Below are 13158 nucleotides of genomic sequence, written 5' to 3' on the forward strand. Positions count from 1 at the left end.
GCCATTGGACACGCTCGATCGCCGCCGCTTCGGCGAAGCCTTGGCCGCATTCGCCGCGCTCGTCGCCGGCGGCGCGCTCGATGCGCGCGCCGATCAGAAGGTCACGGCCGATCATGATATGTCGAACATGCCGGCCTCGTGGTCCGGCAATGAGAAGATCGGCTTTCTGATCTATCCGGAGTTCACCGCGCTCGACATGATCGGCCCGCATTACATGCTCACCGGGCTGATGGGCGCGACGGCTTTCGTGATCGCAAAGAGCAAGACGCCGGTGGTCAGCGATACGGGATTGACGATCACGCCGGACGCGAGCTTCGACGATGCGCCGGTCGATCTCGATATTCTCTGCGTGCCCGGCGGCGCCTCCGGCACGCTCGCCGCCATGCAGGACGAGCCGACGTTGCGCTTCATCAAAAGCCGCGGCGCGCGCGCGAAATATGTCACCTCGGTCTGCACGGGCTCGCTTCTGCTCGGCGCGGCGGGCCTGCTCGACGGCTATCGTGCGACGTCGCACTGGTCGGCGAAGCCGCTGCTGCCGATCTTCGGCGCGACGCCGACGCCCGGCCGTTTCGTGCGCGATCGCAATCGCATCACCGCGGAGGGCGTGACGGCGGGCCTCGATTTCGCCCTGGCTCTGGTCGGCGAATTGCGCGACCGCACTTACGCCGAGGGCGTGCAGCTCATCGCGCAATATGCGCCCGAGCCGCCATTCGACGCCGGCCAGCCGGAGCGGGCTCCGGCGGCGGTCAAAGCGATGATGGAGCAAATGTTCGCCGGTTTCCGGCTGTCCGCCGACAAGGTCGGCCGAGACGCTTTCGCGAAATCGAAGCGGCTCTGAGGTCTCGAAAAATCACGGCGCCTTCGGTTCGCGCGGCGAAGGACCGGGGTGGGTTCCGGCTTCGTCGGCGCCGCGGCGGTCTCTGTTGCGCTTCTGCAACAGGGAAAGGGTTTCGCTGGCTCGCCGTCCCCCGCGCTTGACACTCGCCAGCATCCGGGGGTTCCGTATGGAGAATGGATAAGTTCGCGCTCTGGCCGAAGGGAATAGCCCGCCTATTGATCGTGGGCCTCTTGGCTTGGGCTCTCGTCTTGCCCGGCATGGCGGTCGCGGCTTTGTCCGCTGTCGAACCGGGGGTCGTCGCCGCAGAGGCCGGCCATTGCGCCACGTCCGGCGGCGCCGATGGCCATCGCCATTCCCCTGGACCGCATTTTTCTTGCTCCTGCTGCATTCCGTGCCGGGCCGGCCAGATCGATGGTCCGACGGGTTTTCTCTCGGTCCTCCCAGCCGGCGCCGTTCTCTCATTCCGGGCCGCCGAGATCGTTCTGGGCGACGAGTCTCGGATGGTGGAGCCATCATCGCCGGCCGGCTGGATCAGCTCGTGGTCGCAGCGCGCCCCGCCGCGCTTTTTCTCGATCCCATTGCCGCCAGCCCTAGAGGCGTAGCGATCTCCCTGCCGGGACCGCCGCTCGGGCTTTTTGCGATCTCGATCAGCCCTCGCCGGTGCAAAATGCTCGATTCTGCATTGCGGCGCTCCGTGGGCGAGCTTTTCAAGCGCCACGGTCGTCAGCTTCTCGTCTACCTGCGCGGCAAAGCGGGCGCGAACGACGCGCCGGACCTGCTGCAGGAGACCTTCATCCGCGCTCTGCGCCGTGGCGGGCTCGAGGCCATGCCCGATCCAGAGGCGTTTCTCCATACGATCGCGACAAACCTCGCGCGGGATCTCGCGCGGCGGCGCAATACCGAGGCGAAATATCTCGAATTCAAGGAAGAGCTGCCGGAGGCGCCCTCGGCCGAAGCCTTGCCCGGAGCGTCGAGCGAGGAGAGCGACAGATCGCGGCTTTTGATCGCGACGATCGAAACGCTTCCGCCCCGATGCCGCGAGGTCTTTGTCCTCGTCATGCAGGAAAACCTGCCGGTGAAGGAGGCCGCTGCGCGGCTCGGCATTTCCGACAGCATGGCGCGGCGGCATATCCGCCTCGCCTTTCGGCGCTGCCGCGAGGCGGCGCGCTGATCATGCTGTTACATCGCGAGGTTCCGTTTTTTCCATCCAGCGCGTTGTACTCTATAGAGGGCGCGGGCAAAGCGATCAGGAGCGGGGCCAGGCGGCGCGCTGCGGCGTCATTCCCGAAATCAATGTCCATGCCGATCAGGCGGCGACGCGCATGAGCTTCGACAGCGATACGCCGGAAGACCCGCACGACATTGCGGTGGACTGGGTCCTTCGAAAGAAGGAAGGACCGTTGACGCGCAAGGAGCAGGCGGCGCTCGACGCTTGGCTCGCGGCCGATACCGCGCATGCGGCGGCGTTCCGCGAGGCCGAGGGATTATCCGCCGAGTTCGCCGCGCTGAGCGTGCGCCGCCCTGCGAAGCAAGCTCCGGTGAGGCGCAGGGGCCGCCCGGTCATGGCCGGCGCCGCCGCCGCTATGGCTCTCGCCTTGTTGCTCGGCGATCTCTCCATTCCGTTTGTCGCCGACTATTCCACCGGCGCCGGCGAAACGCGTCGCGTGACGCTCGCGGACGGATCGCATGTCGAGCTCGGCGCGCGCTCGGCGATCACGCTCCACTTCACGCCGGCGCGCCGTCGCCTCACGCTGCTGCGCGGGGAGGCATGGTTCGATGTGGCGCCGGATGCGTCGAGACCCTTCGTCGTGGAGGCCGCCGGTGGCTCGGCGACAGCGCTCGGCACGTCTTTCGACGTCGCCCTCGACGAGAATGGCGCGCGCGTGACGGTCACGGAGCACAGCGTTTCCGTGGCCAGCGGCGGCGCGGAGGTCGTCGCTCGGGAAGGGCAGGAGACGAGCTTCCTACGCGGCTCTTCCGCGAGCGCGCCGGCCGGCGCGAATGTGGCGAAGCTCACCGCTTGGCGGCGCGGCAGGCTGATCGTCGAGGACGAGGCGCTCGGCGATGTGCTCGCCATGCTCGGCCGCTATCGTCATGGCGTCGTCTATTGTCTGCGCCGCGAGATTTGCGCGCGCCGCGTGACCGGCGTCTATCGCACGGATGATCCGACGCAGGCCCTCGCCGATATCGAAACCGCGCTCGGCCTCTCGGCCTATCGCTTGTCGAATTATCTGATCCTGCTCCACGAGTGACGTCCTTCGCCGAAATTCCACCTGCCCGGAAAAAAGTTCGAGGCTTTTTTTTCGGCATGGTTCCGAGGCGCAGATCGACCGCGTTGAATCCAATGAGGGGGCATTTTCGCGCCCTCGATGAATTCAAAAGGCGGCGCAATGGCGAGGACGAAGGCCCCGAAGGGGAAGAGCGACATGGGTTCGGCAATCGCGGCGGCGACAGTCGGCTTTTTGATGGCGGGCTCAGGATCGACCTCCCGTCCGGCCGAGGCCGCCATCGCTCCGCAGGAGCGGACCGGCGCCGTCAAATTCTACCGCATCGACCAAATCCCGCTCACGGAAGCGCTCACCGCCTTCGCGGATCAGAACGATCTTCGGCTCTCCTATGACGCGCGGCTGACGCGCGGCGTGCGAACGCGCGGATTGTCCGGCCAATTCACCACGCAGGACGCCTTGCGCGCTCTGCTGGAGGGAACCACGCTCACTTACAGATTCGCCGATAACGGCCGCTCGGTGCTGATCACTCTGGCGCAGGCGGACAATGGCGTGCGCAATGACGCCGGGGCCGAGTCGCTGCCGCCGATCGATGTGGGGGCGGAGCGCGCCGTGCCGGCAGGACGGCCGGGCAATGGCTCCGGCGGGGACGCCAAGACCTACAATCCCAAGAACACGTCCACAGCGACCAAGATCGACACGCCGATCATGGAGACGCCGTTCTCGGTGAAGGCCGTGCCGCAGCAAGTGTTGCAGGATCAGCAGGTGATCCGCGTCGAGAAGGCGCTGCAGAATGTCAGCGGCGTGCTGCCCATGCCGGGCAATCAGGGTCTCGGCGACATATTCATCATTCGCGGCTTCTTCAATGATACGATCTACCGAGATGGCTTCGCTCTGCCCGGCGTGCTCGGCGGCGGCACGACGAAGCGCTACACCGCCAATCTCGAGCGCATCGAAGTGCTGAAAGGGCCGGGGTCCATTCTCTACGGCCGCAGCGAGCCCGGCGGCATCGTCAATCTCGTCACCAAGCAGCCGCTGGAGACGCCCTATCACGCCATTCAGCAGCAGGCCGGATCATTCGATTTCTACCGGACGACGATCGATTCCACCGGCCCGCTCAACGAGGAGAAATCGCTCCTCTATCGTGTGAATATCGCTTATGAGAACGCCGGATCGTTTCGCGATTTCGTCGAGAATGAAGGCGTCTTCATCGCGCCGGTGGTGCGCTGGAACATCGACGCGGCGACGCGCGCGAATTTCGAATTCGAATATCAGCAATTCGACGAGCGTCCCGATCCCGGCATACCGCCGCTCGGCTCCGGCCCTGCGCCTATCCAGAGGACGCGCTTCGTCGGCGATCCTCTCAACAGCGTCAACAAGGGCTATCGTACGCTCTATGGGTTGAACTGGTCGCATGATTTCGACGAGAATTGGACGCTGACGCATCGATTCACCTTCGAGCACATGGCGTTCGATAATCGGACGATGTTTTTCGGCAAAGCGAACGCTGACGGAACATTGGGACGCTTCTACAATCAGGCGCCCGACACGACGTCCGATCGCTATTACACGACTCTCAATCTCACCGGAAAGATCGACACCGGCCCCGTGCGGCACAAGCTGCTCTTCGGTTACGACTACTTCCACATCGACGACAAGCTCGTCGGTCTTCGCAATTGCTGCGTAGTGGCGTCCCCGTTCAATATCTACGCTCCGACCTATCTGCCCTACACCGTCATACCGGTGTCGCCAGCGACGATCGGGCGGCTCGATCTCTCCCAGGAATGGCACAGCCTGTATTTCCAGGATCAGATGGAGCTTCCCTATAACTTCTTCGCGATGGGCGGATTCCGATTCGACAGCGCGACGGCCGTCAACAATCTCGCGAATGTGATCACCACGAAAGAGGAACAGGTCAGTCCGCGCGGCGGCCTGTTGTGGCGCCCCGCGCCTTGGCTCTCGGTATATGGAAGCTATTCGCAAGGATTCGGCGCGGCCAATAGCGTCTTACGATCCGATGGCGCGCTCTTTCCCGCGCAAACGTCCGAGCAATGGGAAGCGGGCCTGAAAGCCGAAGCCGATGATGGACGTCTGACAGCGACTTTCGCCTATTTCGACCTGAAAAAGCGCAATCTCCCTGTGCCAGATCCTCTGAACCCGAACCTACGACGGACGATCGGCGAAGCCGAAACGCGCGGAATCGAATTCGATGTTTCCGGTGAGGTCCTCCCCGGGTTGAGAGTCATCGGCGCCTATTCCTATCTGCCTTTCGCGAAGATCACGAAGGACAGCGACGCCAGCGGCGGCTATCGCAATCAGGGCAAGCGCCTCTATCTCGCGCCCGAACACTATGGGAGCTTCTGGACGACATACGAATTCCAGCAGGCTTCGCTCCTCGGCTTGAAGGTCGGAGCCGGCGTGGTGGCCGTGGGGCCGCGAGAGGGCGATCAGGGCAATAGCTACCAGTTGCCCGGCTATGCGATCGTGAATGTGATGGGCAGCTATTCGTGGCGGATAGGGCCGACGCGCGTCACCGCGCAGCTCAATATCGACAATCTTGCCGACGAACATTATTTTGTCGGCTCGAACAGCGGCAATTTCATCATGCCCGGCGCGCCGCGCACCTTCCTCGGGTCGCTCAAAGTCGAGTTCTAAAAGATGCGGCGTTCCTTCTGGGTTATCGTACATCGCTGGGTCGGCCTGACCATGGCCGGGTTTCTGATCCTGGTCGGCCTCACCGGCGCGCTGCTCGCCTTTCTGCCGGAGCTGAACCAATGGCTATCGCCGCGGCTCTTCCCCGGCGCGCGGGCGAGCGTCGCGCGCGACGCCGGCGCGCTTGCGCTTCGGGCCGAGGCGCTGGCCCCGGAGGCGCAAGTCCAATCCGTCTTCTTCAACGGAATGGGCTCGGCGACCATTCGCATGGAGGCGCGCCCTGGCGCGTCTCCGCTCGACTTCAATCAGCTCTTCCTCGACGAAGGCTCCGGCGAGGAGCTGGGCCGCCGCTCGACCAAGGGGCTGCCCGACGGAGCGAGCACGATCCTGCCCTTCGTCTATCGTCTGCATTATGCGCTGGCGCTCGGCGAATTCGGCGGCTGGATTCTCGGCCTTGTCGCGCTCGCCTGGACGATCGATTGCTTCGTTGGCTTCTACCTGACTTTGCCGCCGCAGGGCGGAGCGCACAAGCGCGGCTTTCTCCAGCGCTGGAGACCGTCCTGGCTCGTGAAATCCAGCGCGTCCTTCTATCGCATCAATTTCGATCTGCATCGCGCCGGCGGCCTGTGGCTGTGGGTGGCGCTGCTCGTCTTCGCCTGGTCCAGCGTGTTCATGAATTTGAACGGCCTTTATATGAGCGTGACGGAGCTGCTGTTCGATTTCGAGCGGCCGATCTGGGCGCAGCCGGCGCCGCCATCCGCTTCCGACGGTCGCGAACCGCTGGGGTGGCGGGAGGCGCAGGCGATCGGCGCGCGGCTGATGGACGAGCAGGCGAAAACGAAAGGCTTCACGGTCGAAAGGCAGGTCGCGCTCGCTCTGGAGCGTGAGGAGGGACGCTATCGCTATAGCGCGCACAGCAGCCTCGACATCGGCGAGAAATATGGGAGCACTTCGGTCTATTTCGACGCTCATGGCGGCGAGCTATCGAGCTTTGCTCCGCCCTCGGGCGCGCGCACGGGCAATACGCTGACCGCATGGCTGATGGAGCTGCACATGGCGAATGTGTTCGGCCTTCCATATCGCATCTTCGTCTGCGCGCTCGGCCTCGCTATCGCTATGCTTTCGGTCACAGGCGTCTATATCTGGTGGAAGAAAAGGAAAGCGCGCGGATTCCGCAAGCACGGCGCTGCGACCAGCGCGTCGCCGGAGCCGACGACCGCCGAGTAGGCGCGGCGTTCGAAGCCATCTGCTCGAGGCCATGCCGGCGCCGGCTTCGAATGGTCTGCGTCCGAACGAGCGCGAGCCGCGAGCGTCCGCGATATGACGAGCGCGAGAGGCGCCCATGTCCCGCCCGGTGAGCGCCGTCGCCATGAGGTCGGGAAATTGCGTCTACGACCGTGTCGAGCTCGGGGGTCGGCGGCGTCTTTTCCGACAGCACGGCGATGAGCGGGTCCTGCTGCTCCTCGAGGCGAAGGATGCTTCCGTCCTCCATGGCGCGGGTCAGCGTAGCGGATGCGATTCTCATACGTGCGGGCGGCGCATTGGATGAGCCGCTTCGGCGCGCGATCTGTCGCCAGCGTCGCGGATGGGGTGAGCGACAGCGCGGAGCTGGCCGTCTTCTTCAGCTGGTCGAAAAGCTGCAGGTTGTCGCGACGCTCGCACTTCTTCCGGGATGCGGCGAAGCCCAGGGGCGCGGCGTCAAAATCGGGATCGAGGCTCCATCTCGCGCTTTGCAGAAAAGGCGAGGAGCGATATATCAATATGTCGAGAGGTCCAGACATAACGGCAATAGCCGGGAGGGAGCCCAATGACGGAAGACAAAGTCTATAATGTTCTTTTTCTCTGCACCGGCAATTCCGCGCGCTCGATCATCGCCGAGGCGATCCTCAATCGCGTGGGCGCAGGTCGATTCAACGCCTATAGCGCGGGCTCCCGCCCAAAAGGCGAGGTCAATCCGTATACGGTGGCCGTATTGGAGAAGTCCGGGTTCAAGGCGGACGGCTATCGCTCGAAGAGCTGGAGCGAATTCGCCGAGCCCGGCGCTCCGCCGCTCGATTTCGTCTTCACCGTCTGCGACGACGCTGCGAAAGAAGAGTGTCCCTATTGGCCAGGCCAGCCGATGACGGCGCATTGGGGCTTGCCCGACCCCGCCGCTGTCGAAGGGACCGAGGTCGAAAAGCATCTGGCCTTCGCCGACGCATTCCGCATGCTCAATAACCGTATCTCGATCTTCGCTTCCTTGCCGATGAAGGGTCTGGACAAGCTCTCCTTGCAGAGGCGGCTCGAGGAGATCGGCAAGGCGAAGCCCGTCGACGGCGCCGCCTGAGCGCCGCCATTGGCGCATTTCGTCGAGACATAGCGAAATATCGACGAATGGGCTATCTTCCGCGAAGGGCGGAGGAAGAAAATGGCGGAAGATCGGCTCACCGCGGAGGAGATCGTCGGCATTTTCGAGGCCTTGGCGCAGACGACTCGGCTCGAGGCCTATCGTCTGCTGCTGCGCTATCTTCCCTATGGGCTGCCGGCGGGCGACATCGCCCGCCTGCTGGCCGTGCCGCACAATACGCTCTCGACCCATATCGCCCATCTCGAACGCGCGGGCCTCGTCCTTGGACGACGCGAGGGGCGCTCGGTGATCTACGCCGCCAATTCCGGCAAATTGGGCCATGTGCTCACGACGATGCTGGCCGATCTCGGCGCGTCGCTGGATGATCTCACGCTCTCCGCGCCCGCCTTTCCGCAGAAGCGTCCGAAATCGGCGAGCAGGCGGGCGCGCAATGTTTTGTTTCTCTGCTCCGGCAACGCCGCGCGCTCAATTCTGGCGGAGGCGATCCTGAACCGTGAGGGCGGCGACCGCTTCCGCGGCTTTTCCGCGGGTAGTCGGCCCGCCGAGCGGCCCGATCCGATCGGCGTCGAATTGCTGTCGTCGCTCGGCTATGACACACGGGCGTTTCGTTCCAAGAGCTGGAAGGAATTCACGAGGCCCGACGCGCCTCGCATGGATTTCGTCATCACCCTCTGCGACGACATATGCGAGCAGCCCTGCGGCCCCTGGCCGCGCAACGCGCTGCTGGCGCATTGGGGCGTCGCCGACCCGGCGATAGTGAAGGGCGATGACGCGCAGAAGCGCGCCGCCTTCATGGAAGCCTATCGCCGCCTCGGCGCGCGGCTGACCGCCTTCGTCAATCTGCCGTTCGAAACGCTGGACCGGGCGGCGCTGAAGTGCCGTCTCGCCGATATTGCGACGATGGAGGGGGCGACGGAGCTGGCGATGACGAGCGCGGCGTGACCGGAGGATGATATTATCCTTTCGTAAATTGATTGGAGTCTCAATGCGCGTCCCAATGCCACATTTTCCTTGCGGCTTTGAAATTCCGGACGACTGGCTTGTCGAGTCGGGTATGGATGCCTTCACCCCGGCTTCCTCGTCCTACCGCTCGACAGCTAACGCCGTAATTGTCCCGCTTGATGAGATCGAACCGCCCTACCGGGCGAAGACGTGTCCGAATGATTGGCTCGGCTTTGATCGCACAAGGATGATCCGCGTTATGAGCTGGATCGCAACGGAGTCCGAGATTGAAGCGATCCCATTAATCCAACTACCTGAACTCAATGAGCGCCTAGCGTCTACGCCGTTTCGCTATCGCCGATATTCTTACGGTACGACCGATGGTTTTCATCGATTCTATGCATCGGTCGTCGCGCGGTTTGAAAATGTGCCGGCAACCATCACGACCGTTTCCGAGCTAATGGATTTGGCAGAAAAGCTGGAACTGTGACCTGATGTAAGCTGACTACATCGGCGGTAAATTTTGACCCGCTCTTTCCGCGTTGCGGAGTAGAAACTCGGAATAAGCACAACAAGCGCGGGCATGACTGTGTGCATCGAGGTGAGCTCAGAAACCACCGTAAAGCGCTTGATCTCCCCCATAATTCAAATATATTGGAATTATGGAAAAGACATCCGCCATCACGGCCCTCGTCGCGCTCGCGCACGAATCGCGGCTCGATATCTTCCGACTGCTGATGCAGGCCGGCCCGGAGGGGCTGCCTGCGGGAAAAATCAGCGAGCGGCTGGGGCTTCCTTCGACCACTCTGTCTTTCCACCTCAATCAGCTCAAGCACGCCGATCTCGTGACCTTCCGTCGGGACGGCCGCTCCTTGATCTATTCGGCCGCCTATCCCGTCATGAATGCGCTGCTCGCCTATCTGACGGAGAATTGCTGCAAGGGCGACGCCGCCGCTTGCTGCGTCACGGAAGCCGATACGACCTGCCAGACCGAGAGGGTTCCATGAAGCGCCTGCATCTGCATGTGTCCGTCGATGACCTGCCGCGATCCATTCAATTCTACAGCGCGCTGTTCGGCGCCGCGCCGACGGTCGCAAAGCCCGATTACGCCAAATGGATGCTCGACGATCCGCGCGTGAATTTCGCCATTTCCGCGCGAGGCGGGTCGAGCCTCGGATTGGAGCATCTCGGCATTCAGGTCGAAACCGCGGACGAGCTGCAAGACGTCTATGGACGCCTGAAGCAGGCCGGCGGGCGCATCTATGAAGAGGGCGCGACCACCTGCTGCTATGCGCAGTCGGAAAAATCCTGGATCGCTGATCCGCAAGGGCTGATGTGGGAGACCTTTCTCACGACGGGCGAGAGCGCGGTCTATGGCGGCGATCCGGTGCTGGATGCGCTGAAGGGCGAGGCGAACGCCTGCTGCGCGCCGACGACGCCGCAGGGCGAATGCTGTCCGCCGAAGCCGGAGCTTCCCGCAAAGGCGCCGTGCTGCGGCGCGAAGGAGCCCGCATGAGCGCGTCCGATGTGATCATCTATCACAACCCCGATTGCGGAACCTCGCGCAACACGCTCGGCCTCATCCGCAACGCCGGCATAGAGCCGCATGTGATCGAATATTTGAAGTCGCCGCCGACGCGCGCGCTGCTGGCACAGCTCATCGCGCGAATGGGGATATCGACGCGGGCGCTGCTGCGGGAAAAAGGGACGCCCTATCACGAGCTCGGCCTCGGCGATCCGACGCTGACCGACGAGCAATTGCTCGATGCGATGATGGCGCATCCCATCCTCATCAATCGGCCGATCGTCGTCACCTCCATCGGCGTGAAGCTGTGCCGTCCGTCGGAGGCGGTGCTGGACATTCTGCCGCTGCCGCAGCGCGGCGCGTTTTACAAGGAGGACGGCGAGCTCATCGTCGATTCCGCCGGCCGGCGCGTGGCGACGGCATAGCAATCGAGGGAGACGGATATGACGGCAATCGAAGTCTATGACCCGGCGCTCTGCTGCAGCACGGGCGTGTGCGGAACAGAGGTCGATCAGGCGCTGGTGAGCTTTGCCGCCGATGTCGATTGGGCCAAGCAGAACGGCGCCCGCATCGAGCGATTCAATCTGGCGCAGCAGCCGCTCGCCTTCGCCGAGAATGCGATCGTGAAAGGCTTTCTCGAGCGCTCTGGACAGGAGGCGCTGCCTCTGGTGCTCGTTGCGGGCGAGGTCGCTCTCGCCGGGCGCTATCCGAGCCGCAGCGAGCTGGCCCGCTGGGCCGGGCTCGTCGAGACCGCGACGGAGCCGAAGCCGAGCGGATGCTGTGGCGGTGGCAGCTGCTGAAGGCCGTGATGAAATTCCTCGAGCAGCCGCCGCGCTTCCTGTTCTTCACCGGCAAAGGCGGGGTCGGCAAAACGTCGATCGCCTGCGCGACGGCGATCGCGCTCGCCGAGGCCGGCCGCCGCGTGCTTCTGGTCAGCACCGATCCGGCGTCCAATGTGGCGCAAGTGTTCGGCGCGATCATCGGCAATCGGATGACCGACATTCCCGGCGCGCCGGGCCTGTCGGCGCTGGAGATCGACCCGCAAGCCGCAGCGCAGGCCTATCGCGACCGTATCGTCGGCCCGGTGCGCGGCCTGCTTCCGGACGCGGTGGTGAAAGGGATAGAGGAGCAATTGTCGGGCGCCTGCACGACGGAGATCGCCGCCTTCGATGAGTTCACCGCGCTATTGGTCGATTCCGCGCTGACCGCGAATTACGATCACATTGTCTTCGACACCGCGCCGACGGGGCATACGATCCGTCTCCTGCAATTGCCCGGCGCGTGGAGCGGCTTTCTCGAATCCGGCAAGGGCGACGCTTCTTGCCTCGGGCCGCTGGCGGGGTTGGACAAGCAACGCGCGCAATATGGCCGCGCCGTGGAGGCGCTGGCTGACGCCGCGCGCACGCGCCTCGTGCTTGTCGCCCGCGCGCAGCGATCGGCGCTGAACGAAATCGCCCGCACGCATAAGGAGCTGGCGGCGATCGGCATCGCGCAGCAATATCTCGTCATCAACGGCTTGCTGCCGGAAGAGGAGGCGAAGCAGGATGCGCTCGCCGCCGCCATCTATGAGCGCGAGCAGGCGGCGTTGCGCGCGCTGCCCGCCGAGCTCGCCGCTTTGCCCTGTGATCGCGTCGCGCTCAGGCCGTTCAATCTCGTCGGCTTGGACGCCTTGCGGCAATTGCTCGTCGCAGCGCCGTCGCCGGCGAACGCGAGCGATGACGAGCCGATCGCGCTCGACGCGCCCAGCCTGTCGGAGCTGGTCGACGCAATAGCGGCGGACGGTCACGGCCTCGTGATGCTGATGGGCAAGGGCGGCGTCGGCAAGACGACTCTGGCGGCCGCCGTCGCCGTGGAGCTCGCGCGCCGCGGCCTGCGCGTGCATCTCACCACCTCCGATCCGGCTGCGCATCTTGCGGAAACGCTCCATGGATCATTGGAGCATTTGAAAGTGAGCCGTATCGATCCGCATGCGGAAACGGAGCGCTATCGTCGCGAGATCCTCGCCGCCAAGGGCGCCAAGCTGGACGCCGCGGGCCGCGCGATGCTGGAAGAAGATTTGCGCTCGCCCTGCACCGAGGAAATCGCCGTGTTTCAGGCCTTCTCGCGCATCATCCGCGAGGCGGGCGAGAGTTTCGTGGTGATGGACACGGCGCCGACCGGCCATACACTGCTGCTGCTCGACGCGACCGGCGCCTATCATCGCGAGGTCGCGCGCCAATTGGACGCCAAAGGCGCGCATTACACGACGCCGATGATGCAATTGCAGGATCCGAAACAGACCAAGGTTCTGCTGGCGACGCTCGCCGAGACGACTCCCGTTCTGGAGGCGGCCGGCCTTCAGGCCGATCTGCGGCGCGCCGGAATCGAGCCTTGGGCGTGGATCATCAACAATAGCGTGGCCGCCGCGCGCCCGCATTCGCCGCTGCTCCGTCAGCGCGCGCGCAATGAGATACGCGAGATCGACGCCGTCGCCGCCACGCATGCGCGACGCTATGCGATCGTCCCGCTGCTGAAGGAAGAGCCGGTCGGCGTTTCTCGTCTTCTGGAGCTGGCGGGCCACGCTGTCGAAGCCGCCTGATATTTCACCGAAAGGAAATCCGATGGAACTGCGCGCAACTCCGGCCGCCAT

At 64.1% G+C, this 13158-nt stretch carries 13 protein-coding genes; all 13 read left to right on the top strand.

The annotated features are described in order from the left end of the window. Positions 1 to 4: 4 nt before the first annotated feature. The 13 genes from EDE12_RS14580 to arsA all read left to right on the top strand — a co-directional run bounded on the left by EDE12_RS14580 (position 5) and on the right by arsA (position 13107). Entirely contained in the window at positions 5 to 838 is an 834-nt protein-coding gene (locus EDE12_RS14580) for a DJ-1/PfpI family protein (protein WP_026598199.1), read from the top strand. Between the two features lie 694 nt (positions 839 to 1532). Further along, positions 1533 to 2009, top strand: a complete 477-nt coding sequence (locus EDE12_RS14585) for an RNA polymerase sigma factor (RefSeq protein ID WP_348625813.1) — start codon at positions 1533 to 1535, stop codon at positions 2007 to 2009. Positions 2010 to 2160: 151 nt separating this feature from the next. Then, positions 2161 to 3090 carry a FecR domain-containing protein gene (locus tag EDE12_RS14590; RefSeq protein WP_026598200.1) on the top strand — a complete coding sequence of 310 codons (930 nt, stop codon included), beginning with the start codon at positions 2161 to 2163 and terminating at the stop codon, positions 3088 to 3090. Positions 3091 to 3264: 174 nt separating this feature from the next. Further along, positions 3265 to 5718, top strand: coding sequence for a TonB-dependent receptor (locus EDE12_RS14595; RefSeq protein WP_198029869.1), 2454 nt, complete (start codon positions 3265 to 3267; stop codon positions 5716 to 5718). Positions 5719 to 5721: 3 nt separating this feature from the next. Beyond that, positions 5722 to 6942 (top strand): PepSY-associated TM helix domain-containing protein, encoded by a 1221-nt coding sequence (locus EDE12_RS14600; protein ID WP_026598202.1) that lies wholly within the window; start codon positions 5722 to 5724, stop codon positions 6940 to 6942. 580 nt (positions 6943 to 7522) lie between these two features. Continuing rightward, positions 7523 to 8041 carry an arsenate reductase ArsC gene (locus EDE12_RS14610; RefSeq protein ID WP_026598203.1) on the top strand — a complete coding sequence of 173 codons (519 nt, stop codon included), beginning with the start codon at positions 7523 to 7525 and terminating at the stop codon, positions 8039 to 8041. 81 nt (positions 8042 to 8122) lie between these two features. After that, positions 8123 to 9004, top strand: a complete 882-nt coding sequence (locus EDE12_RS14615; RefSeq protein ID WP_026598204.1) for a helix-turn-helix domain-containing protein — start codon at positions 8123 to 8125, stop codon at positions 9002 to 9004. 43 nt (positions 9005 to 9047) lie between these two features. Continuing rightward, positions 9048 to 9494, top strand: coding sequence for a hypothetical protein (locus EDE12_RS14620; RefSeq protein WP_134188138.1), 447 nt, complete (start codon positions 9048 to 9050; stop codon positions 9492 to 9494). Between the two features lie 172 nt (positions 9495 to 9666). Then, positions 9667 to 10011, top strand: a complete 345-nt coding sequence (locus EDE12_RS14625; RefSeq protein ID WP_026598206.1) for a metalloregulator ArsR/SmtB family transcription factor — start codon at positions 9667 to 9669, stop codon at positions 10009 to 10011. Continuing rightward, positions 10008 to 10520 carry an ArsI/CadI family heavy metal resistance metalloenzyme gene (locus EDE12_RS14630; protein WP_026598207.1) on the top strand — a complete coding sequence of 171 codons (513 nt, stop codon included), beginning with the start codon at positions 10008 to 10010 and terminating at the stop codon, positions 10518 to 10520. The genes EDE12_RS14625 and EDE12_RS14630 overlap by 4 nt, the downstream gene beginning before the upstream one ends. Further along, complete coding sequence (gene arsC, locus EDE12_RS14635; protein WP_026598208.1) at positions 10517 to 10954, top strand: arsenate reductase (glutaredoxin); 438 nt, start codon at positions 10517 to 10519, stop codon at positions 10952 to 10954. Before EDE12_RS14630 ends, arsC begins: the two co-directional genes overlap by 4 nt. 18 nt (positions 10955 to 10972) lie before the next feature. After that, positions 10973 to 11329: an arsenite efflux transporter metallochaperone ArsD gene (gene arsD / locus EDE12_RS14640; protein WP_026598209.1), complete on the top strand. Its 357-nt coding sequence runs from the start codon at positions 10973 to 10975 to the stop codon at positions 11327 to 11329. Next, a complete protein-coding gene (gene arsA, locus EDE12_RS14645) occupies positions 11305 to 13107 on the top strand; it encodes an arsenical pump-driving ATPase (protein ID WP_348630683.1) in 1803 nt (600 codons plus the stop codon). The genes arsD and arsA overlap by 25 nt, the downstream gene beginning before the upstream one ends. The last annotated feature ends 51 nt before the right edge of the window (positions 13108 to 13158 follow it).

This window comes from Methylosinus sp. sav-2 (assembly GCF_004366495.1).
In the GTDB taxonomy this organism is placed as follows: domain Bacteria; phylum Pseudomonadota; class Alphaproteobacteria; order Rhizobiales; family Beijerinckiaceae; genus Methylosinus.

Coding starts and splice junctions, on each gene's coding strand:
- EDE12_RS14590 (WP_026598200.1), top strand. CDS start 2,161: ATGAGCTTCGACAGCGATACGCCGGAAGACCCGCACGACATTGCGGTG.
- EDE12_RS14595 (WP_198029869.1), top strand. CDS start 3,265: ATGGGTTCGGCAATCGCGGCGGCGACAGTCGGCTTTTTGATGGCGGGC.
- EDE12_RS14600 (WP_026598202.1), top strand. CDS start 5,722: ATGCGGCGTTCCTTCTGGGTTATCGTACATCGCTGGGTCGGCCTGACC.
- EDE12_RS14610 (WP_026598203.1), top strand. CDS start 7,523: ATGACGGAAGACAAAGTCTATAATGTTCTTTTTCTCTGCACCGGCAAT.
- EDE12_RS14615 (WP_026598204.1), top strand. CDS start 8,123: ATGGCGGAAGATCGGCTCACCGCGGAGGAGATCGTCGGCATTTTCGAG.
- EDE12_RS14620 (WP_134188138.1), top strand. CDS start 9,048: ATGCGCGTCCCAATGCCACATTTTCCTTGCGGCTTTGAAATTCCGGAC.
- EDE12_RS14625 (WP_026598206.1), top strand. CDS start 9,667: ATGGAAAAGACATCCGCCATCACGGCCCTCGTCGCGCTCGCGCACGAA.
- EDE12_RS14630 (WP_026598207.1), top strand. CDS start 10,008: ATGAAGCGCCTGCATCTGCATGTGTCCGTCGATGACCTGCCGCGATCC.
- arsC (WP_026598208.1), top strand. CDS start 10,517: ATGAGCGCGTCCGATGTGATCATCTATCACAACCCCGATTGCGGAACC.
- arsD (WP_026598209.1), top strand. CDS start 10,973: ATGACGGCAATCGAAGTCTATGACCCGGCGCTCTGCTGCAGCACGGGC.
- arsA (WP_348630683.1), top strand. CDS start 11,305: ATGCTGTGGCGGTGGCAGCTGCTGAAGGCCGTGATGAAATTCCTCGAG.